We start from the raw sequence: 22,735 nt of genomic DNA, 5'->3' as shown, positions 1-22,735 counted from the left end.
ACATTTTCAAGTATATTAACAGCGTCATCGCTTATAGCTCCTGTTCCTCCGATTACATAGAAATTACTTATATTATTAACATTTATGTACTCCTTAACATTAGATGGAAGAAATTTTGAAGTAGAAAACAGTATAGGCATTTGCTTCGAAGCAGCTATAGATGCTGCTGACAACGCATCAGGAAAGTTTTCTCCAGAACAAATAAATGCTCCATTCTTTGAGCCAACAACTTCAGCTACCTTAATACTAGTTTCATATCGATCTTGTCCATATAATCTAGTACAGGATATGTTAAGAGAGGTAAGCGTATCTTCAACATTTTTAGATATTACCCCTGGACCACCAATTATAAAAACATTTTTTGTTTGTAGACGCTTTATTTCTTGTAGTATTTCATTATTTAAGTTTTCTTTTTCTGTTAGCAAAATCGGAGCATTATATTTTTTAGCTAAAGGTGCAGCGCTAAGTCCATCAGGAAAGTTTTCTCCAGAAACTAATACTACATAATCTGATTGACTCCAGCTATCATGAGATATTTTTACGGAAGTTCCGTATCTGTCAACACCGGCTAGTCTCACAGTTGAAGCCGCAGCGGATACTTTTGATGGCATTAATGATAGTGCAATAAAAAAAGAACAAGTTAGCGATAGGTATTTCTTCGTATTTAACATTGATTGCCTCCTTAATTAGTATACAAGTTGTTACATTGATTTTAAAAACTTGTCTATTATTTAAGTACGATAGAACTATTTAATTTATATAGGTATAAGCAATATATAATTTTTTTTCATAGAAAATCATATGAAGAACAAAAGTTAAGGGGCAAAAAGAAATAGCGCAGCTTATTGCTGTGCTATTTCTTTAGGGTTTGATTGTTAAATTTTATGGGGATTAAAAATGGTTTTAAGTACTTACATATATTCTATTAAGCATTTTTCATGCCAATAGGGTAAAGGGCTATTCTGCGTGGAAATATGTTGAGAAGTTTATCATAATGAGAAGTTATCTTTGTTAAAATAAAAAGATTAAAGTTAGTATTTATCAAAAAATAGTATAATTTGTTTTTATCAAAGTGATAATTAACTATTTTATCAAAGTGATAAAAATTATCAAAGTGATAAAATATTAAAGCTATGGGTTGCTTTTTAAATTAACATAGGATTTTAAGTCCTTTATAGAGGTTAACAGAGAAATAGTGAAGTATAGACACGTATTCGTAGCAAATTATGTGAAACAACAAGCTATGTTATTATGGTATAATAAAACTATATGTATGTTAAATTTACATATAGATCTTATTTATTGGAGGAATAAAAATGCAAATAGGTTTTTTTGATTCTGGTATCGGAGGTATTACTGTATTGCATGATGCGTTAAAAATGTTACCTCATGAAGATTATATATATTACGCAGATACATTAAATGTTCCATATGGACCAAAACCGAAAGATGAAGTTAAAAAACATATTTTTAATGCTATAGAGTTCATTATTGAGCAGCGAGTTAAGGCAATAGTCATTGCTTGTAATACTGCCACAAGTGTGGCAATCGAAGATCTGAGGTCTAAATATAGTATTCCGATAATAGGCATGGAACCTGCTGTAAAACCTGCTGTTGAAAAAAATAACGATGTAAATAAACGAGTTCTGGTAACTGCTACTGCTTTGACTTTAAAAGAAGAAAAACTACAAAATCTTATTACTAAATTAGATAATGAACATATTGTTGATTTATTACCACTTCCAGGATTGGTTCAATTCTCGGAAAGTTTTGAGTTCAATGAACAAATAGTATTACCTTATCTTCAAGAGCAGTTATTTAAATATGACTTAAATAAGTACGAAACTGTTGTTTTAGGGTGTACTCATTTTTCTTTCTATAAGGATATGTTTAGAAAATTACTTCCATCACATACTAATATAATTGATGGAAACATTGGTACTGTAAAGAATCTAAAAAGAATTTTAGAAGAAACAAACTCTTTAAATGAAGGTAACGGCAATATTATTTTCTATAATTCAGGATACAAGGTTGAGGATAAAGCTAAATTAGATAAATACAGTAAATTATTTAAAAGATTAGATGATATTGACGTATAAAATTCACTACCATAGAACATTACTTAATATGATTTAAGATTAAAATATAAAATTTTATGACTCATATTTCTTATGCTATATATTAAAGGAGGGCAAATTGCCATCCTTTAATTTTTATATCTTATCTATCATTAGGCTTTCCTAATACATACATATTGATTTGATCGCTAGCATCATAAGAAAAACTACCTGTGTAAACATTGAGGAGTTTCCAGCCTTGGTTGAGTAAATTATTTACTTCATTTTGACTGTGAGTTTCTTGTACTTTAACAATATCTAATAAATCCTCATTTATCATACATTTACCATCTCCTATAGCATTACCAGCATTAGTCAAGCATCTAGATTGGGTATCTATAGATAAATTTAGATTGTGTAATTAAGTAAAATATATGTTTTAAGAGGTGAACTTTATAATGAAAAAGCTAGTTGTATTTTATTCCTTTGAGGGAAACACAAGGTATATTGCTCAAAGTATTGCAAAAGCTATTAATGCGGATTTATTAGAGCTAAAACCTTCTTTTCGCAATATAGAAGAAGGCTAAGTATACCTTCTTCCTAACCTTTTAATTTAAATACAACTAAACCAATTATCATTAAAAATAACCCTGCTACCTTAGTAAAATCAAATCTAACTTGAGTTACTCCAAACCATCCAAAGGTATCAATTAGTGTACAAATTAGTAATTGACTAATTATAACCAATGATACAGATAATGTTGGACCTAGCATAGATATTCCTTTCATAACACAGAAAACTATAATAACACCAAAGACGCCTCCGAATAAATATATCTTGTTTACCTCACCTATTCTGCTAATATTGCCTTTAGCAAAAAAGGTTATTACTAACAAAGAAAAAAGAAGTCCAACAGCATGTACAACAGCCGTTGTTTCCCATAATCCTATTTTGTCACTTAAACGTGTATTAAAAATTCCTTGTATACCTATTAAAATTCCAGCTAGCATCGAAAGAATTGCTCCAATCATAAATACCTCCTTTAAACATTAGATTTATGTTTATTTAATACAGATGTAGTCCAAATAATTAATTTGTATAAGCATTGTTTTATAGGGTATGTGATTATTCATACATGTTACCACCAGATAGCTCTTTTAATTTATTTATATCTTTTATAACAATTACGCTGCCTTTTTTTTCTATAATATCTTTAGAGATAAAATCATTAATAATTCTATATAGATGTCTATAACTGGTACCAAGTAAAGTAGCTAGATCAGTGAATTTTGAAGTCTTAATCTCACTGATGTTAGTAGAATTATTTTCGTCAACGCTTACTGATAAAAGATAGCTAGCTAGTCTACTTTCAAGAGGGTATAAAAGGTTTATTGAAGCTGAGTTTGAAACGGCATATAGCTTTTGGCTGAGATTCTTTATTATAAATCTCAAAAATTTAGAGTCATTATATGCATGACTTAAAAGAGCATTTGTTTTTATGCCTATAATTATAGATTCATTAACAGATTCTACATTACACTGAATTTTAAAATCTGTTAAAAACTCAATATCGCCTAGTATATTTAGAGGTTTATTGAACCTGAGTAGTATGGATTTGCCATTATCATGTAATGTATATACCTTAAGTTTACCTTTTACAAGAAAGTACATATACTTCATTTCACTACTTTTGGAACAAACTAATTCACCTTTGCTAAAGCTAAAAAGTTCCATATATTGAATCATATCTTTTTCAAATATAGAATTTAAATTATATTTTTCTATATAGGAAAGAAGCATATTTAAATTGTTAATTCGCTTCATTATTGCCTCCATCTTTAAGTATTATGATGTATATTGGTACATATTTTAAGATATTGTGTATTTTAAAACAATAAAATTATCTAACATAATTAGTATAAATGAGCGATTGGAATAAAAAAAGGACATATGTCATATTAGACTTATTATATATGCATATATTATTCGTTAATAAAAAATTATTATTTGTATATTTATATCCAAACGGGTAATATAAAACCTGTAAGGACAATAAGAAATAGTTTAAATATGAGGTGCAAAGGATGAGTCAAAATAATATTATAGAAGTTGAGAATTTAAGCAAATCCTTTGGAAAAAGGAAAGTTATTAATAATATCAATTTGACTGTTGAAGAGGGAGACATATATGGCTTTTTAGGACAAAACGGTTCAGGAAAAACTACTACTATTCGTATGCTTCTAAACCTTATACATCCAGACAATGGTACTATAAGATTGAATAAATATGATTTGAAAAAAGAATTTCATAAGGCCATAGAGAAGGTTGGAGCTATTGTTGAGGTGCCCAAATTTCATTCTTATTTATCTGGGCGTAAAAATCTTGAACTTATGGCAAATTTAATACCAGATATACCTGAAGGAAAAGTAGATGAAGTTTTAGAGATGGTTGGTATGTTAAATAGAGCTGATGATAAGGTAAAGACATATTCACTGGGTATGAGGCAGCGATTAGGCATTGCTAATGCCTTGCTAAATGATCCTAAGCTTGTAATACTGGATGAGCCAACTAATGGACTTGACCCACAGGGGATGAAGGAAATAAGAGATATGATATGCAACTTAGCTTATAAAAATAATATAACTTTTTTTATATCTACACACTTACTTTATGAGGTAGAGCAAATTTGCAATAAAGTAGCTATTCTACATGGGGGAGAATTATTAACTCAGGGAAAGGTTGCAGATATGCTTAATCGTGATTTGGAGGTTATTGATGTTCATACGACTTCTTGCGATAAGATGATTAGTATAGTTCAGAGCCTCAATTATGTTAAACATTTTGAAAAAAAGCAAAAGTGTGTAAGGTTAAAAATGGAGAAAGGCTTTAGTTCTGAGTTAAATCGGTATTTAATAGCAAATGATATAGATGTTGAGTATTTGATTCCACAAAGCCAATCTTTAGAAGCATTCTTTATAGAGCTTACAGGAGGAAAACAAATTGAGTAATATTATAGTTAATGAAGTTTATAAGGTATTATCCCGCAAAAAGATATACATATTTATGGTTATATTATTTTTATTAGTTCTAATCATGGCAATAAGTACCTCTATAACAAATAAGGCTTTTGGTTCTAGTAATTTAAATGCAAATCAAGGAATTTCTCCTATGCAAATTAATGGTCAATCATTTCCTATTACATTATTGGATGGTATTATTAGTTTTGCATTACCTATTATGGTGATTATATTAGTTGCTGATATAGTTACTGGAGAATACGCAGAGGGTTCCTTGAAATTACCTCTCTTAAGGCAGATTTCTCGTAGACAACTGTTATTATCAAAGGTATGTGCCTTAGCTGTTGCAATTATAATATTACTACTTTTTACTGCAGTATTAGGTTATATATTAGGAATAGTTGTTTTGGGGTGGGGGGATAAGTTTTTATTAAAGAGTATAGTACTACCGCCAAGCTATGGTATATTATTTACACTGTCCATTTATGTATTTTCGGTGTTACCTTTGCTTTCTTTTGGAATGATTATACTATTATTTTCAGTTATGCTATCAAATGAAGGGGCTGTAATAAGTACGGGTATGGGAATACTTATTACCCTTATGGTGATTAACGAAATGTTTTATAAAATTTCTCCCTATTTGATCAATAATTATTTTAATGCTTATAATTTAATAACTTCTGATTCTGGAATGGAAAATATATTAATGGCTTTAATAATTATATTAATATATGGAGTATTATTTTATATTTTAAGTATAAGCATTTTTAAAAAGAGAGATATTTTAATTTAATAAATTTTAGTGAGGATAAATTTATGGAAATATTAAATTCAGTAGAAGAAATTAAAAAATTTATAAAAGATAATAGAATATCTATGCTTTATTTTTCGTCAAATAGCTGCAGTGTTTGCGTTGATCTTTTTCCAAAGATACAAGAGCTGCTTAAACAATATCCTAAAGCTAAATTTGCAAAAATAGAAATTGATAGTCTTCCAGCAGTTGCTGGAACTTTTAGCGTATTTACTTTACCTTGTATTCTTATGTTTATAGATGAGAAAGAAATTATAAGGGAGGCAAGGTTTATTAGTATTATGGAGCTGAAAGAAAAAATTGAAAGGTATTATAGCCTTATATAAGAAGATAAAATTGTATGTGAATATAATAAACGGCGAGGATGTTGTGTTATAATATTTTAAGCAAATGCTGCAATAGATTAAAACATTATAGAATGGAGAGTCAAACATGATTGAATTAAAAGTTAAAAGAATAAATGGGGAAGCTAAGATGCCAGAGTATGCTCATGCAGGAGACGCTGGATTAGATTTATTTTCAGTTGATGACCTAATGATATTACCTGGGGAATCTAAGCTTATTAAAACAGGAATACAGATAGAACTTCCTAAGGGAACAGAAGCTCAGATAAGACCAAGAAGTGGACTAGCCTTAAAAAATCAAATAACAGTGTTAAATACACCTGGAACAATAGATGAAGGCTATAGAGGTGAAATAGGTATTATATTAATAAACCATGGTAAGCAGGAATTTCATGTAGAAAAAGGCATGAAGATTGCACAAATGGTTGTTAAACCTGTGTTCACAGTTACTATAAAGGAAATAGAAGAACTTACAGATACAACAAGAGGAGAAGGTGGCTTTGGTTCTACAGGGGTTAGATAAGGTTAACTTCTATCGTTTAAATATAAAGGGTACTTTTATATTATACATTTGGATGATATATAAAGTACCTTTTTTTATTTTGAATTTTGCAATGCAAAATATAGATAACTTTGGTACAGAGTTATTTGTGAACTGGATAAATTAGGAGAGATAAAGTTATAATTTTATTAGTAAAGGGAATTGCAAATTAATTATATTAGAGGATATTGAGAGGAGAATAGAAAATGAAAAGCGATATATTAGATGATTTAATTGAATCAGTTAAAATTCAAAATCTTCACGTCCTTAGTGTTGTTGTAAGAAAGGACGGAGATATAATTGCTGAACATAACTTTGAAGAAGCAAAACCAACTCTTTTATGGTCTGTAAGCAAGACATTTACATCTATTGGGATCGGTATTGCAGAAAGTGAAGGATATTTTAGCTTAAATGACAAAGTTGTAGATTACTTTGTAGATGATATTATACAGGTAAATGATAACTTGAAGAAAATGACCATTCATGATTTGCTTTGCATGAGTACAGGACATGTAAGATGCCCTTTGGAAAAAGCGATAGAGGAAAATAAGTCCTTTGATGATATTAGTAAGCTTTTCTTTGAGGAGCCTATTATTTTTGAACCAGGTACACATTTTGTATATAATAATGCTGCAACATATATGCTTTCAAAAGTTATCAGTATTACAACTGGATGTAGTTTGAAAGCATATCTAATGCCTCGTATTTTTAAGCCGCTAGGAATACCTGAGCCGCAGTGGGATTCCGATGTAAATGGTATATCTCTTGGATGTTCAGGACTATACTTAACAGCACGAGAATTATCTAAATTTGGACAACTACTACTTAATGGCGGCCTATGGAATGAAAAACAGCTTATACCGGAGGCTTATATTGAACAGGCTACTAAATCCCAAATTGATACATCTAAATTCAATGAGTATTTTGCAACCATGGATCATAAACAAGGATATGGTTATCAAATATGGATGAATTCATATCCTAATTCCTATCGAATGGATGGATTGTATGGACAATATGTAGTAATATTGCCAGAGAAAAATGCAGTTATTACGTATGTTTCAAATGAGCAATCAAATATGACAGGAGTTTTAGAATTAACATGGAGTACAATAGTTGATAAATTATAATTTAAAAATTGTAGAAGAGAAAAGTTATTAAATAAATATCGGGTCACTATTTACTTTGAGAGCGAGGTTATGTCTGCTTGAAATTTTAAGCCAATGCTTAGTATTATTAAGCATTGGCTTTTAAGCTTTTTCATGATTGTGTACTTTCATAGTTTTATTTATATAAAATATGTATAGTCTCTAAATAGTTGAATTTATATCCAATCCATTCGCTAATATTGATAGCTGGTTTATTTTCAGGATGATGACATACAAGTACTTTTTCAAAATCAACACTTTCAAATAATCTTTTATACATAGATGCATAAAGCCATTTTCCTAAACTTCTGCCTCTATATTGCCTTTTAACTCCAATCATAAATTGATAAGGGAAACGGGGGTTGTTATTGCTTACACGTACATTTGATTTAGCGATCATTTCATTGTTTGAGTTAAAAATCATATAACAATGATGAGTAATATTATTTTCTTTATTAGAACTATTGATTTGTCTTTGTTTTTCAGGAGTTATAACAAATGGTACATAACCATCCTCATTTACATCTGTCATATCTTCCATAGTTTCCATAAATAAATCACAGTATTGCTGAATATGCTCATCTGAAATAATATTAGTATATTTAATAGAAAGATCGGCATTTCTTGCTTCAAATTCTTTTATAGATTTATTAATTAGGTCTATATCTATGTCTTCTTTTTTCAAAGTATAGTAGTTAGCCTTTAAGTTTACCTTGCTAGTATGTTTTTTTACTAGTTTTTCCAATTCGTTATTATATGTAACTACTGCAAGTTCGCCATGTCTATTTAGCTTTTCTTGAACTAATTCATCTATAGATTTAAGCATAGATTCATCAATTATTGAATCACATAAAGATACACTTAATTTATATTGTTCTTTTCCACTCCAATCAGCAGATTTAATGCAATTCAATATTCCACATATTAAAGAATCTTTTTTAAGTACAAATAACTCGTTATCAATTTCATTAAAGGTTGATAAAAATAAATCTTTATAACTATTAATATCCTTAAACAGACCTAAGAGGTTGTACTTTTTTACTATATTCTTATTGATTAAATATAGATTTCCAGCTTCCTTATCTGTCAAATTAATAGGATCAATTTTATAAATTTTGTACATTGGTATTACCCCCACGTTATATTATTTTTTAAAAATAATATTAATTATAACATTTTTATAATTAATATACATAATAGTGTTTTTATACTACAAGGATATATATAAAATTAAGCTAGAATTAAGGTTGGCTGAATAATAACTTAAACTACCTTAGTTATTATAAATACATAAGGTAGTTGAGAGGAGAAATGAAAATGAAAAAATTATTTAAAGCTTTAATAATAGTAATATTAATGGGTACAGCAATATCTACAATAGGTAGATTTACAGGAATTAATTTAGATGGTTTATATAGATCAGGGGTATTAATGTATATTTTATATTTTGCTTCAAGTGAATTTAACGCTAAGGAAGCAAAAGCTAAATAATAAGAGTGAGAGGTAGAACATTATGGATAATTATATTGTAGAAACTAAGAAATTAGCAAAAATTTTTAAGGATTTTAAAGCAGTAAAGAATATAGACTTAAAGGTTAAAGCAGGAAGTATTTATGGATTTTTAGGACCAAATGGAGCAGGTAAATCTACTACTATAAGAATGTTATTAGGATTAATTAAACCAACTTCTGGTGAGGTAAAGGTTTTTGGCAAAAGCATAGAGGATCAGAGAGAGGAAATATTGAAAAATGTTGGTGCTTTAGTTGAATCTCCTTCATATTATGGGCATTTAACTGCTTATGAAAATCTAGAAATAACTAGAAAGGTTTTAAAGCTTAATAAGTTAGAGATTGATAGAGTACTAGACTTTGTAGGGTTATCTGAAGTTAAGGATAAGAAGGTAAAAGAATTTTCCTTAGGTATGAAGCAGAGATTAGGTATAGCACAGGCTTTAATGGGAGATCCCAAATTAATAATCTTAGATGAACCAACTAATGGATTAGATCCTGCTGGTATTCAAGAGATTAGAGAGCTGATTAAATCATTGCCGAGGAAAAAAGGTATTACAGTAATAGTATCAAGCCATATTTTAAGTGAAATAGAGCTGATGTCAGATGAGGTTGGAATAATTAAAAAGGGTGAGCTTTTATATCAAGGCACTATAGAAAGCTTAAGAGGAAACAACAATTCAAAAATACTTGTAGGAGTTTCAAATAGACTAGGTACCTTAGAACTGCTTCGTAAGAGAGGATATAGAGTAAAAGAAGAAAAAGGTAAGTTATGTGTTGCTGCCGAAGGCTTATCAGCATCAAAGTTGTGTAAAGAACTTGTATTATCAGGAGTTGAGGTTAATTACTTATCAGAAGATAAAAAGTCCTTAGAGGATATATTTTTATCATTAACAATGGAGGAAGAGGTATGTTAGGGGAATTAATAATCAATGATGTATATAAACAAAAGAGAAGTATGCTAATTTTTATGATTATAGCTATACCAGTATTTACTTCAATGTTATTGCTAATTGATTTTGGTATAAGGTATGAAAGTTATCTTTACCCACTTGCAGTACAAAAAGGCATTACATCCTGGCAAATGCTATTGTTAGAACAAAAGATGGTTTTCTTTAAGGAATATTTGCCTTTGTTTGGAGCCATAATAATTTCTTCTTTGTTTGACAATGAATATAAAAATAATGGATGGACACTGTCTTTAGCTCATCCTGTTTCAAGGGAAAAAGTTGTCATATCAAAATTCATAGCAAGCTTAAGTTTTATGACAATTATGCTGCTTGTAAATATCTTATCATTAATCCTAGTAGGAAAAATCATGGATTTTCCAGAAGCTATTGATGGAATGTATTTTGTAAAAATGTTTTTTATACAGCTTATATCAGTGGCATCAGTAATGACAATACATTTATTTATTACAATAAAAAATAAAAATACCTTAAAATCAATATGGATAGCTGCTATTTTATCCATTGTTTCTTCTCAGGTATTTTATAGAGGAGAAACTTTAAGCAAATATAACCCTTATTCCTTCTCATCTTTTTCAGATGGATTAGCGCCAACAAACTTAAGACTGCAAATTATAATGTCAGTAGTTTTGATTATTATAGGACTATTGAGTACATTGATATATTTTAATAAAAAAGAAAGTTATTGATAGGAGGGCAGTATGGAATTATTAAAAGGTGAGTTATTAAAGTTAAAGAGGCTCTCGATTTTTCAAATGGCAATTTTGGCACCAGCATTGGTTCTTTTATTAGGTATAAAATTCTACAGCTTTATAAAGGTAAAGACACCGCAAGTTACTCCTTGGGAGGGGTTAGCAGTAGGTTCTGACACTATATTTGTAGGAGCGATTTTACCTATTCTAATAATGTACGTGGTAATAATGATGAGCAGGATAGAAAACTTAAATAATGGTTGGAAGCAGCTTTTAGTTATGCCTGTTAAAAGAGAAAAAATATATTTAACAAAATATTTAGTGGTACTCTTAGTTTTAGCAGCAACTTTAGCCGCATATTTAGTAGAGTATACAATAACGGCATATTTGCTTGGAGCTAAGGGAATTATTCCAGTAGAAATGTTTTTAAGCATAATATTTATCTTCATAGCTCTACAACCTTTTATAGCAATATTATTCTTTTTATCAAATAGATCTAACTCATTTGTTTTATCTCTAGGAGTGGGAATGGTATTTATTCTTTCATCAATGTTAATAGTTCAATCAAGCTATTGGAAATATGCTCCATGGGCTTATCCTTTAGCCTTAATACAAGGTGGTCTTAGTATAGTAACAGAAGTATTGCCTATTCTTATTATAAGTGCCTTTATATTTATATCTATTTTTTTCTTAGATATGTATGACTTTAGGAGAAGGGATATTATATAAGTTTATATATGGTATAATGTAGAAAAACTGGCTGATAGCGAGGTGTCTATTTTGATAAGAGAAGATGAATTGTTAAATAAAAAAATATTACTTGTAGATGATGAAGAGCAATTATTAAGTTTGTTAGAGGAAGTTTTAAGGAGAGAGGGGTTTAATAACATCTATAGAGCTGCTACAGGAATAGATGGTATATTAACTGCAAAGGAAATAGAGCCAGATTTAATAGTTCTTGACGTTAATTTGCCAGACATTGAAGGTTATATAGTGTGTGATAAAATAAGAAAGTTTTCTTTTTGTCCTATAATATTTCTGACAGCAAAAGGAGAAGATGAGGATAAGCTTAACGGATTAGAAGCTGGTGGTGATGACTATGTTACTAAACCCTTTAATATAAAAGAAGTTGTTTTAAGGATAAAAGCACAATTAAGAAGAAATAACTATGTACCTATAGAAGTGAAAAAGAAAAAATTGCAGTTTGGAAATATTACTATAAATGAAGAAAATGGAGAAGTACTAAAGGGGAAAGAGATAATAACCTTAACAGCCAAGGAATATCAACTATTATTATTTTTAGCTAAAAATCCAAATAAAATTTTTAGCAAAAATAGTTTATGCACTAATGTATGGGGGTTTGATTATGATGGCTATGATAATACCATAATGGTGCATATAAGACATCTAAGAGAAAAGATTGAGAAAGACCCGAGTAATCCAGAATATATAAGGACTTTAAAAGGGTTAGGGTATAAGTTGGTGGTTGAATAGTATGAAAAGAAAATTGACAATGCAATTTTTATTTTGGAATGTAATTATTTTATTTTTAATACAATTTGTGTTTTTTGCCGTGAATATACTGAGTGTTCATAAGGGGATGGCTTTTTCAAAGAACTTTTATAATTTTACATTTAGTACAACTGAGTTTTCACAAAAGTATAGAGACAAATTAATAAATGGACCTGAGAGTTTTAATTTAAATGAAGGTGATATAAAAGTATTAACAGAAAATAATATTTGGCTTCAAGTTCTAGATAGTTCTAATAGAGAGGTTTACAATGTAAACAAACCCAAAGAGATACCAACAGAGTATTTAGCGGGAGAACTTGTGGATTATACTGTTAATGGATGGAAAATGCCAAAACCTTCTACTATACATACAGTGGTATTTAATAAGAGTGGACAAAAATACAGCATGATATTAGGATTTCCAATAGAAAAAATATCACAGCGTGTACTGGTCTTTAGCGAAGAAAATATAAAGTTTTATTTTTCACTAATAATTTTAACTTTTGCTTTGACAATATTAATGGGGTATTTATTTAGCAGAAAGCTTGCAACACCTATAGTAGATATTATAGACAATATTAAGATCTTATCACAGGGGAAATTTAAGATTAAAAGTATCAAAAAAATAGGAGTTTATACTGAGGTAAATGAAAATATTAATAAATTGGCTAAGAAATTAGAAGAAAATGAGGAGGAAAGAAAAAGCATTGATAAGCTAAAGGAAGAGTGGATTGCAAATATTGCTCATGATTTGAAAACTCCCTTGGCATCAGTTAATGGATACGCTCAACTTTTACTAAGTGATGATTATCATTTAGAAGATAAAGATGTTAAAAGATATGGAGAAATTATTATAAATAAAACAGAGTATATTCAAGAATTGATTAATGATCTTTCCTTAATATATAAATTTAAAAATAAAGTAATTCCACTTAAGCTGGAAAGAGAAAATATAGTTAATATTGCACGAGAAACAGTAATTGATATTCTGAATAATCCAGTTTACTCTGATATTAATATTAATATTAATTACGATTCTGAGGAAATATACATATGCTGCGATAAAAAATATATAAAGAGGGCTTTATGCAACTTTTTATTCAATGCAATAGTTCATAATCCAAAGGATACAGTAGTGGATATAAATATAAGTAAAAACAATAGTGTTATAATAGAAATTAAGGATAATGGAAATGGAATTAAGGAAGAAGATTTAAAATCTCTATTTCATAGATATTATAGAGCTACAAACACAGGTGAAAGTCATAAGGGTTCAGGTCTTGGAATGGCTATAAGCAAAGAGATTATAGAAGTTCATAATGGAGAAATAGAGATATTTAGTAAGGTTTCGGAAGGAACAAAGATAGTAATAAAATTATAAGTGGATTGGGCTGTCTGTAGGTGCCTTAAATGGATGCTTACAGGCAGTTGTATTTTTTGTTAATTTATTATGCAACTATTTTCTATGATTTTTTTGTATAATAAGTGTAAAGTGAGTATATTTAAAAATTATCAAACTAAATTTAGTGCTGATATTTAAAACTTTACAAAAAGAAAACCCAATAATAATATTGACACTCTAGATTTATTTATATAAAATTATGGTGTATGAAAACGTTTGAACAATATTATAATAAAGAATAGGATGTGAATTGCATGAGTGTCACAATAAAAGATGTGGCGAGAGAAGCAAATGTTTCTCCATCAACGGTATCAAGAGTTATTGCTGAAAACCCTAGGATAAGTGAGGAAACAAAGAAAAGAGTTAATGATGCAATAAAAAAACTAAATTACCATCCTAATATAATAGCTAGAAGCTTAACCAATAAGGCGACTAAAGTTATAGGCATAGTATTACCAAGTGAAGCAGAGGACTTATCTAAGAATCCATTCTTTATACAGGTTATGACAGGCATAAGTGCTTATGCCAAAAAGTCAGGATATTATATAATGTATACTTTTTGTAAGACAGAAGAAGAGGAAGAAGAGTCTATAAGGAATTATGTTAACAGTAATTTAGTTGATGGAATAATTCTTACTGTAGCTCGTTTTAAGGACAAGTGTATAAAATATCTTCAGGAAATAGAGTTCCCTTTTGTAGTAATTGGAAGACCTGAAGATACAAAAAATGTGCTTTGGGTAGATAATGATAATTTTCATGCTATGTATGATGTAGTTAGTAAATTACTGCGTAGAGGACATAAGGAAATTGCTTTTATTGGAGCTAATAGTGAGTTAAATGTATCTAAAGATAGATTAAGTGGATATAAACAAGCACATAAAATTCATGGTGTTGATGTTGATGAAACTACTATTATAGAGGTTGGCGCTTTTAAAAAAGATTTAGGTTACGAAGCGATGAAAACAATATTAGATATAAAGATTCCTACGGCAATAGTAACTACAGATGACCTTCTCGCTTTTGGAGTTAATTCCTATTTAGTAGAGAACAATATTAAAGGCATAAGCATAGTAGGCTTTAATAACAATCCATTGGCAGAATATCAAAAGCCATCTTTAACTTCAGTGGATATTAATTCAAGGGAAATAGGATATTACGCTGCAAAGTTATTGGTTGATAGGCTACAGAATAGAATAAAAGAAACGCATTACATCATAGAAACTAATTTAATAGAACGAGAATCAACTGTAAAAAAATAAAAATTGCTTGTACTATACTGTACAAGCAATTTCTATTTTATCAGAAATAAAAAAGAAGAGTAAGTATTCATATGCCTTATTGGTGAAATTATAATTAATTTAAGCAATGTGTATTGACAACCTTTTCATTTAAAAATATAATTTAACCATAGGCAAACGTTTGCGCAAATAATATAAAAATGATGAGTAACGTTTGCATGAGTTGAAGCAATAGTTTATAATTATTTAAGATTGGGGAGGAAGAAGATGTCATTACAAAAAGCTAAGTTAGTTTCATTTGATTTTTGGCAGAAATTTGGTAAAGCGCTATTAGTAGTTGTTGCAGTAATGCCTGCTGCAGGACTTATGATTTCTTTAGGAAAGGTTTTAGGAATATTTTTTGGAGGTTCAGCAATTATTAATCTTGTTGGGCACATAGTTGAAGATATAGGTTGGGGAATAATAGTTAATCTAAACTTATTATTCGCAGTGGCGATTGGAGGTTCCTGGGCTAAGGAACGTGCTGGTGGTGCTTTTGCATCTTCAATAGCTTTTATACTTATTAATCGTATTACAGGAGCAATATTTGGGGTATCATCAGCAATGCTTGCAGATCCTAATGCAGTTGTAACAAATATTTTAGGTGGCAAGCTTTTAGTTAAGGATTACTTTATATCAGTACTTGGAGCACCAGCTCTAAATATGGGTGTGTTTGTAGGTATAATTTCAGGTTTCTTAGGAGCAGCATTATATAATAAGTATTACAATTATGACAAGCTACCTAATTCACTTTCATTCTTCAATGGAAAGCGTTTTGTACCTTTCGTAGTTATAGTACAATCACTTGTTTTTGCAGCAGTACTTGCCGTATTTTGGCCAGTTGTGCAAGCTGGAATAAATAACTTTGGAAAATGGATAGCTACATCAAAGGATAGTGCACCCTTTATATCTACCTTTGTGTATGGTTCTCTTGAACGTTTATTATTACCTTTTGGATTACATCACTTAATAACAATTCCAATAAATTATACTCCTCTTGGAGGAAATTATACTATACTAACTGGTGATAAAATAGGACAGATTGTATCTGGACAAGATCCATTATGGTTGGCTTGGGTTACTGATTTAAATAATTTAAAAGCGGCAGGAGACATGGCTGGTTATAATAATTTACTTGCAACAGTGCATCCTGCACGTTTCAAGGCGGGTCAAGTAATAACCTCTACTGCGACGCTAATAGGTGCAGCTGTAGCAATGTATAGAAATGTAGATGTGGAAAAAAGAGCAAAGTATAAATCTATGTATCTTTCAGCAGCATTAGCGGTGTTTTTAACAGGTGTTACAGAGCCTATTGAATTTATGTTCATGTTTACTTCACCTATTTTATACGGAGCTTATGCTATACTTACAGGGATTGCTTTTGCAATGGCAGATTTAATTAACTTACGTGTTCATGCCTTTGGTTTTATAGAATTATTAGCTCGTACTCCAATGATGGTAAATGCAGGGCTAACAAAGGATTTAATAAGTTTTGTTCTAGTAGCAGTAGCCTTCTTATTTGTAAGCTACTTCATGTTTAACTTTATGATTAAAAAGTTTAATATCCCTACACCAGGCCGTGCTGGTAATGATGTAGATATTGTTGAAAACAGCAATAATTCAAAGGAAAAAAATTCAGAAGTAAAGAATGAAGCTGCCTTTGCAATAAATGACGAAATAGCTTATAACGCTATAAAATTATTAGGTGGAAAAGATAATATAGTAGATGTAGATGCTTGTATGACTCGTCTACGTGTAACAGTTAAAAACATAGAGTTAGTTGGTAAAGAAAAGGAATGGAAAGATAATAAAGCTATTGGGCTAATAATAAAAGATAAAGGCGTTCAAGCTATATATGGACCAAAAGCTGATATTATAAAATCCAATATAATAGATATTTTAGGGGTCTAATATGAAACTTTTAACTTTAAATTGTCATTCTTGGATGGAAAGTAATCAAGAAGAAAAAATAAAAATTATTGCAAGAACCATATATGAAAAAGACTATGATGTAATTGCTCTTCAAGAAGTAAATCAATCTATAAAAGAAGAAAAAATTTTTGAAAATATAAAAAAGGACAATTTTGCTTTAGTTTTAATAAAAGAATTAGGTAAACTGGGATGCAATAAATATAAAATGCTTTGGGATTTTTCACATATAGGCTATGAAACCTATGAAGAAGGAGTAAGTATTCTTACTAAACATAAAATCGAAGAAGAACACTACTTCTTCGTCAGTAGGAGTAGAGACTTAAGTTTTTGGAAGACTAGAAAGGTTGTTGGTGCATCTATAAGAATTGATAAAAAGCTTATAGATTTCTATTCCTGTCACTTAGGATGGTGGAATGATGAAGAGGAGCCTTTTAAAGATCAGGTGGATAAATTGATGAGCAGAATAGAGAAGGGCAAATTGACATTTTTTATGGGAGACTTTAATAATAATGCTTTTATAAAAAGAGAAGGATATGATTATTTAATAGAAAAGGGATTATATGATACCTTTTCTATTGATAAGGAAAAGGATAGTGGAATAACGGTAAAAGGAAATATAGATGGTTGGGATCAGAATAAAAATGATTTGAGATTAGATTTAATATTAGCAAATAAAAAAGTAGATGTTAAGTACTCTAAAGTAATATTTAATGGTATTAATAGTATGGTAGTGTCAGATCATTATGGAGTAGAGGTAGAAATAAGGAGTGATTATTATGGAAAATAAATATATCATAGGAATTGATTTAGGTGGAACAAAGATAAATGGAGCTCTTGCAAATTTTAATGGAGATATAATTGCAAAGTATACACTTCCTACAAAAGCAGAAGATGGAGAAGAGGCAGTATTAGAGGGGATAATATCTGTAGGAGAAATGGTATTAGGGGAATCTAAGGTTAATAAGGATGATGTTTTAGCTATAGGAATAGGATGTCCAGGGATTTTAAACGTAAAAGAAGGAAAAATTATTACTGCTCCAAATCTTCCTTTTAGGAATTTTAATGTGGTTAAATCTTTAAAAGATAAATTCAATATTCCAGTTTACTTAGACAATGATGCTAATGTAGCAGCTATTGGTGAGTATGTTTTTGGAGCTGGAAAAGGTATAAATAATATGGTGTTTATAACAGTTTCCACTGGTATAGGTGGTGGTGCTGTACTAAATGGAAGAATATATAGGGGAAATACCTGTAATGCCATGGAAATAGGACATATGACTTTAGAAAAAGATGGTCCTCGCTGTAATTGTGGAAACTACGGTTGTGCAGAGGCTTTAGCCTCAGGTACAGCTATAGGTAAAGCTGCAAATGAAGCAATAAAAAAGGAGGAAAAAACTTCTTTAGCTCATTATGAAAAGGTAACATCCTTTGAGGTATTTAAAGAAGCGGAAAAAGGGGATGAATTAGCACAAAAGGTACTTAACAAAGCTTTAAATTACCTTGGGATATGTGTTGCTAATGTAATCACCTCCTTTGATCCAGAGGTAGTTATAATTGGTGGTGGAGTTTCAAAGGGGGGACAAATAGTCTTTGATAAGATAAATGAAGTAGTCAAGGATAGATGTTTTGAGTCTATGTGGAAAAGCACAAGTATAGTACCTGCGGCATTAGGAACTGATGCAGGAGTTATAGGGGCTATTGCTCTTGCTATAATGGAAAGGAAAGATACTATATGAAGAAAATTTGGTGGAAAGAAGCCATTGCCTATCAAATATACCCCGCGAGTTTTATGGACTCTAATGGCGATGGAATAGGTGATTTACAGGGTATAATTTCTAAGCTAGATTATCTAAAAGACTTAGGAATTGATGTAATATGGATTTGTCCAATGTATAAGTCGCCAAATGATGATAATGGCTATGATATTAGTGATTATCAAGATATTATGCAGGAATTTGGTACAATGGATGATTTTGATAAACTAATGAAGGAAGTTCATCGACGTGGTATGAAGCTTATTATTGATCTGGTTATCAACCATACTAGTGACGAACATCCATGGTTTATTGAGTCTCGATCTTCAAAAGATAATCCAAAACGTGATTGGTATATATGGCGTGATGGCAAAGGCGGAAATGAGCCAAATAACTGGGAAAGTATTTTTGGAGGTTCTGCCTGGGAATATGATGGATCATCAGAGCAGTACTATCTGCATTTGTTTTCAGCAAAGCAGCCAGATTTAAACTGGGAAAATAGAGAAATGCGTGAATCTATCTATAGTATGATTAACTGGTGGTTAGATAAGGGTATTGATGGCTTTCGTGTTGATGCAATAAGTCATATAAAAAAAGAGGATGGATTGCAAGATATGCATAATCCAGAGAGACTAGATTATGTACCATCCTTTGAAAAACATATGAATGTAAAGGGAATTCATAAATATCTTAAGGAATTAAAGGAAAGTACTTTTGATAAGTATGATATTATGACTGTTGGCGAAGCTAATGGTGTAAAGGTCGAGGATGCAGAGCTTTGGGTTGGAGATAAAAATGGAAAGTTTAATATGATATTTCAGTTTGAACATTTAGATTTATGGGATGATGGAACAACTAATAAACTTAATCTTGTAAACTTAAAAAAGATTTTATCAAAATGGCAAAAGGGATTAGAAAATAAAGGATGGAATGCATTATACATTGAAAACCACGATATACCTCGTGCTGTATCTACCTGGGGTAATGATAGAGAATACTGGCGTGAGAGTGCTACTGCATTAGCGGTAATGTATTTTATGATGCAGGGTACACCCTTTATATATCAAGGCCAAGAAATTGGTATGACAAATGTTAAATTTGAGAGAATTGAAGAGTACAATGATGTAAAGACTCAGAATATGTATGCTATTAAAAAGGAGCAAGGAATGAGTCATGAAGATATAATGGAGATTATATGGCCATCATCAAGAGATAACTCCCGGACTCCTATGCAATGGGATAAATCATTGAATGCAGGATTTTCCACGGTTAATCCCTGGATTGGAGTTAATCAAAATTACAAAGAGATTAATGTAGAAAAACAACTACAAGACCCAAATTCTATACTGAATTTTTATAAAAAAATGATTTCTATTAAAAAGCAAAATGATATATTTACATATGGCAGCTATGATTTGATTTTAGAGGAGAATGAGCAAATTTATGCATATACTCGTACTTTATGTGGAGAAAAGGTTATAGTCATATGCAATTTATCAGACTTGGAATCTATATATTATCATAAAGATATAAAGTTATCATATGGTAATTTATTATTGTGCAATTATGATGTATATAAGCATGATTATATAACAAGTTTTGTATTAAAACCATATGAGGCAAGGGTCTATAGAGTGTTGTAACTAAAAAAGCTGTATATAAAAGCAAAATAATATGCTTTTATATACAGCTTTTAGTTTATAATAAAAGATTATATACTGGATAAAATTTTGCGAAAAAACTAATAATATTAGTAGATTTGTCAATTATGGTATTATATACTAATTTGAATATTAAATTTACCGAGCGGAGGAGATAACATGATAAGAAAATTTCTAGATGTATTAATCGGTGAACCTCTGGCAAATGAACAACAGGCACATGAAAAATACAATGTCCCTTTTGGACTTGCAATCATGGCTAGCGACGCAATATCATCGGTAGCCTATGCAGCGGAGGAGATTCTTTATGTATTGATAGCTGTAATAGGCTTAATGTCCTATGTTTGGCTGGGATGGGTTTCTCTGATGATTATAGGACTTTTAATAATACTAACAGTGTCATATATACAGATTATAAGAGCATACCCACAGGGTGGAGGTGCTTATGTAGTAGCAAAGGAGAATTTAGGAGTAAAAGCAGGTTTGATTGCTGGTGCTTCGCTTCTGATTGACTATATTCTTACGGTAGCTGTTAGTGCTAGCTCAGGTGTTGCTGCAATTGTATCCGCATTTCCAAGCTTAGGAAGACACACAGTTGCTTTAGTTGTAGGACTGATAACGATATTAACCATTTTAAATTTAAGAGGGGTAAGTGAATCATCGAAAATTTTCAGTATCCCAACCTACTTATTTATATTAAGTATGATCTTTATGATTATATATGGCATGATAAAATTTTCAATACATGGAGCTCCAACTCCTATGGTAAATGAACAAATAAAGGCATCTGGAGCTGTAAGTATATTTTTGATTTTAAGAGCCTTTTCATCAGGATGTTCGGCCTTAACAGGTTTAGAAGCAGTTAGCAACTCTGTTCCAAACTTTAAGGAACCTAGACAAAAAAGTGCAATAACCGTTATGGTTTTGCTGTCTGCGTTAATATTATTTATATTTGGAGGAACTTCATTACTTGCGAGATTTTATCATGCAGTTCCAGTAGGATATCCTACTGTAATTGCACAAATTGCATATGGTGTTTTTGGTAAAACCTTTATGTTCTATGTTGTACAATTTACTACTGCTGTAATACTTCTTATGGCATGTAATACTGCTTTTACAGGATTTCCAATGCTTATGTATGTAGTAGGAAAGGATGGTTTTGCTCCTAGACAATTTACTATAAGAGGAAAAAGACTAAGCTTTTCTACAGGTATAGTAGCACTATCTTTCGTAGCATGTGTGCTTGTTATTATATTTAATGCCACAACGCATAGATTAATACCACTATACTCAGTTGGTGTTTTCCTATCCTTTACCTTAGCACAAACAGGTATGGTTATTCACTGGAGAAGTGTAAAAGAACCAGGATGGAAAAAGCGCGCATTTATTAATGGATTTGGTGCATTTATAACAATTATCACAACACTGATAATTACTTTTGAAAAATTTGCTGAAGGTGCTTGGATAGTTGCAATACTTATTCCTTTAATTGTCTTAGGTATGACAAGGGTTAAGAGACATTACAATCGTGTGGCAGACTTTTTGAGGACTAATCGTGATGAATTAGCAGAATCTCAGTTAGACAGAAAATTTACTCATATAATGATAGTGCCTATAGAAAGCATAAACAAGGCTGCGTTAAATGCATTGCAATATGCAAGAAGTATTACACCAGATGTAATAGCCTTAAATGTTTCTACAAGTAAAGAGGCAATGGAGAAACTTCAGACTAGGTGGAAGGAATTGAATACAGATATACTTTTAGTTTCAAAGTACTCACCATACAGAGCTGTAGTTACACCATTAATCAAGTATATAAGTGACATAGCAGAAGCTGCGGGAGAAAACGAAAAAATAACAGTTGTGCTACCTGAATTTATAGTTCACGAATGGTGGGGAGAATTTCTGCACAATCATACTAGTTTCTTTATTAGGGAAACCTTATTGAGAAACGAAAATGTTATAATTACAACTCATCCTTATCATTTAGGCGAAGATGAAAAATAACCATGATACTGCTGATATTCTCCTTATGAAAGATATGCGAAAATAGAAGATATTTTGCATATCTTTTTATATTTAACAAATATAAATTTATGTTTAAAAGATC

The 22,735-nt window shown here is 30.4% G+C and carries 24 protein-coding genes; 19 read left to right on the top strand and 5 right to left on the bottom strand.

Translation table 11 applies throughout. The annotated features are described in order from the left end of the window. A partial coding sequence (locus tag I6U51_RS05765; RefSeq protein WP_211141706.1) for a cell wall-binding repeat-containing protein occupies window positions 1-671 on the bottom strand: 671 nt, incomplete at its 3' end. Between the two features lie 645 nt (window positions 672-1,316). Here I6U51_RS05765 and murI point away from each other — a divergent pair. Then, window positions 1,317-2,099 carry a glutamate racemase gene (murI, locus tag I6U51_RS05760; RefSeq protein ID WP_211141705.1) on the top strand — a complete coding sequence of 261 codons (783 nt, stop codon included), beginning with the start codon at window positions 1,317-1,319 and terminating at the stop codon, window positions 2,097-2,099. A 121-nt stretch (window positions 2,100-2,220) separates the two neighbouring features. On the opposite strand, the gene I6U51_RS05755 is transcribed toward murI, so the two are convergent. Continuing rightward, complete coding sequence (locus tag I6U51_RS05755) at window positions 2,221-2,397, bottom strand: hypothetical protein (RefSeq protein WP_211141704.1); 177 nt, start codon at window positions 2,395-2,397, stop codon at window positions 2,221-2,223. Window positions 2,398-2,515: 118 nt separating this feature from the next. Between I6U51_RS05755 and I6U51_RS05750 the strand changes: the two genes are divergently transcribed. Next, window positions 2,516-2,644, top strand: a complete 129-nt coding sequence (locus I6U51_RS05750) for a flavodoxin family protein (protein WP_211141703.1) — start codon at window positions 2,516-2,518, stop codon at window positions 2,642-2,644. Window positions 2,645-2,657: 13 nt separating this feature from the next. Here the strand turns inward: I6U51_RS05750 and I6U51_RS05745 are convergent, their stop codons facing one another. Both I6U51_RS05745 and I6U51_RS05740 read right to left on the bottom strand, forming a co-directional pair. Continuing rightward, a complete protein-coding gene (locus I6U51_RS05745) occupies window positions 2,658-3,089 on the bottom strand; it encodes a DMT family transporter (protein ID WP_211141702.1) in 432 nt (143 codons plus the stop codon). A gap of 94 nt (window positions 3,090-3,183) precedes the next feature. Further along, window positions 3,184-3,882 carry a cyclic nucleotide-binding domain-containing protein gene (locus I6U51_RS05740; protein WP_211141701.1) on the bottom strand — a complete coding sequence of 233 codons (699 nt, stop codon included), beginning with the start codon at window positions 3,880-3,882 and terminating at the stop codon, window positions 3,184-3,186. A 260-nt stretch (window positions 3,883-4,142) separates the two neighbouring features. Between I6U51_RS05740 and I6U51_RS05735 the strand changes: the two genes are divergently transcribed. From I6U51_RS05735 to I6U51_RS05715, 5 genes are all read left to right on the top strand, one after another. Then, complete coding sequence (locus tag I6U51_RS05735) at window positions 4,143-5,066, top strand: ABC transporter ATP-binding protein (RefSeq protein WP_211141700.1); 924 nt, start codon at window positions 4,143-4,145, stop codon at window positions 5,064-5,066. Beyond that, window positions 5,059-5,868, top strand: a complete 810-nt coding sequence (locus I6U51_RS05730; protein WP_211141699.1) for an ABC transporter permease — start codon at window positions 5,059-5,061, stop codon at window positions 5,866-5,868. Before I6U51_RS05735 ends, I6U51_RS05730 begins: the two co-directional genes overlap by 8 nt. Further along, window positions 5,868-6,212 (top strand): thioredoxin family protein, encoded by a 345-nt coding sequence (locus I6U51_RS05725; protein WP_425489750.1) that lies wholly within the window; start codon window positions 5,868-5,870, stop codon window positions 6,210-6,212. The genes I6U51_RS05730 and I6U51_RS05725 overlap by 1 nt, the downstream gene beginning before the upstream one ends. Window positions 6,213-6,318: 106 nt before the next feature. Then, window positions 6,319-6,753: a dUTP diphosphatase gene (dut, locus tag I6U51_RS05720; RefSeq protein ID WP_211141697.1), complete on the top strand. Its 435-nt coding sequence runs from the start codon at window positions 6,319-6,321 to the stop codon at window positions 6,751-6,753. A gap of 224 nt (window positions 6,754-6,977) precedes the next feature. Further along, on the top strand, window positions 6,978-7,901 hold the full coding sequence (locus I6U51_RS05715) for a serine hydrolase domain-containing protein (RefSeq protein ID WP_211141696.1): 924 nt from the start codon (window positions 6,978-6,980) through the stop codon (window positions 7,899-7,901). Between the two features lie 154 nt (window positions 7,902-8,055). On the opposite strand, the gene I6U51_RS05710 is transcribed toward I6U51_RS05715, so the two are convergent. After that, window positions 8,056-9,042, bottom strand: a complete 987-nt coding sequence (locus tag I6U51_RS05710; protein WP_211141695.1) for a GNAT family N-acetyltransferase — start codon at window positions 9,040-9,042, stop codon at window positions 8,056-8,058. Window positions 9,043-9,236: 194 nt separating this feature from the next. On the opposite strand from I6U51_RS05710, the gene I6U51_RS05705 reads away from it, so the two are divergent. The 12 genes from I6U51_RS05705 (at window position 9,237) to I6U51_RS05650 (ending at window position 22,632) form a co-directional block, all read left to right on the top strand. Next, window positions 9,237-9,410, top strand: coding sequence for a hypothetical protein (locus I6U51_RS05705; protein ID WP_211141694.1), 174 nt, complete (start codon window positions 9,237-9,239; stop codon window positions 9,408-9,410). Window positions 9,411-9,432: 22 nt separating this feature from the next. Next, complete coding sequence (locus I6U51_RS05700) at window positions 9,433-10,344, top strand: ABC transporter ATP-binding protein (RefSeq protein ID WP_211141693.1); 912 nt, start codon at window positions 9,433-9,435, stop codon at window positions 10,342-10,344. Beyond that, complete coding sequence (locus I6U51_RS05695; RefSeq protein ID WP_211141692.1) at window positions 10,338-11,084, top strand: ABC transporter permease; 747 nt, start codon at window positions 10,338-10,340, stop codon at window positions 11,082-11,084. The genes I6U51_RS05700 and I6U51_RS05695 overlap by 7 nt, the downstream gene beginning before the upstream one ends. A 12-nt stretch (window positions 11,085-11,096) precedes the next feature. Beyond that, window positions 11,097-11,816 (top strand): ABC transporter permease, encoded by a 720-nt coding sequence (locus tag I6U51_RS05690; protein WP_211141691.1) that lies wholly within the window; start codon window positions 11,097-11,099, stop codon window positions 11,814-11,816. A 51-nt stretch (window positions 11,817-11,867) separates the two neighbouring features. Then, entirely contained in the window at window positions 11,868-12,581 is a 714-nt protein-coding gene (locus tag I6U51_RS05685) for a response regulator transcription factor (protein ID WP_246517086.1), read from the top strand. 1 nt (window position 12,582) lies between these two features. Next, window positions 12,583-13,980, top strand: a complete 1,398-nt coding sequence (locus tag I6U51_RS05680) for a sensor histidine kinase (protein ID WP_211141690.1) — start codon at window positions 12,583-12,585, stop codon at window positions 13,978-13,980. Between the two features lie 275 nt (window positions 13,981-14,255). Continuing rightward, window positions 14,256-15,260, top strand: a complete 1,005-nt coding sequence (locus tag I6U51_RS05675) for a LacI family DNA-binding transcriptional regulator (protein WP_211141689.1) — start codon at window positions 14,256-14,258, stop codon at window positions 15,258-15,260. Window positions 15,261-15,506: 246 nt separating this feature from the next. After that, complete coding sequence (locus tag I6U51_RS05670; protein WP_211141688.1) at window positions 15,507-17,189, top strand: PTS transporter subunit IIBC; 1,683 nt, start codon at window positions 15,507-15,509, stop codon at window positions 17,187-17,189. 1 nt (window position 17,190) lies between these two features. Then, a complete protein-coding gene (locus I6U51_RS05665; RefSeq protein ID WP_211141687.1) occupies window positions 17,191-17,997 on the top strand; it encodes an endonuclease/exonuclease/phosphatase family protein in 807 nt (268 codons plus the stop codon). Further along, window positions 17,987-18,946: an ROK family protein gene (locus I6U51_RS05660; RefSeq protein WP_211141686.1), complete on the top strand. Its 960-nt coding sequence runs from the start codon at window positions 17,987-17,989 to the stop codon at window positions 18,944-18,946. Before I6U51_RS05665 ends, I6U51_RS05660 begins: the two co-directional genes overlap by 11 nt. Continuing rightward, complete coding sequence (locus tag I6U51_RS05655; RefSeq protein ID WP_211141685.1) at window positions 18,943-20,607, top strand: glycoside hydrolase family 13 protein; 1,665 nt, start codon at window positions 18,943-18,945, stop codon at window positions 20,605-20,607. Before I6U51_RS05660 ends, I6U51_RS05655 begins: the two co-directional genes overlap by 4 nt. A 177-nt stretch (window positions 20,608-20,784) precedes the next feature. Continuing rightward, on the top strand, window positions 20,785-22,632 hold the full coding sequence (locus tag I6U51_RS05650) for an APC family permease (RefSeq protein ID WP_211141684.1): 1,848 nt from the start codon (window positions 20,785-20,787) through the stop codon (window positions 22,630-22,632). Window positions 22,633-22,735 lie beyond the last annotated feature (103 nt).

Source organism: Clostridium aciditolerans, assembly GCF_016316925.1.
GTDB classification, from domain to species: Bacteria; Bacillota; Clostridia; order Clostridiales; family Clostridiaceae; genus Clostridium_AM; species Clostridium_AM aciditolerans.
This window is presented reverse-complemented; position numbering and strand designations above follow the sequence as displayed.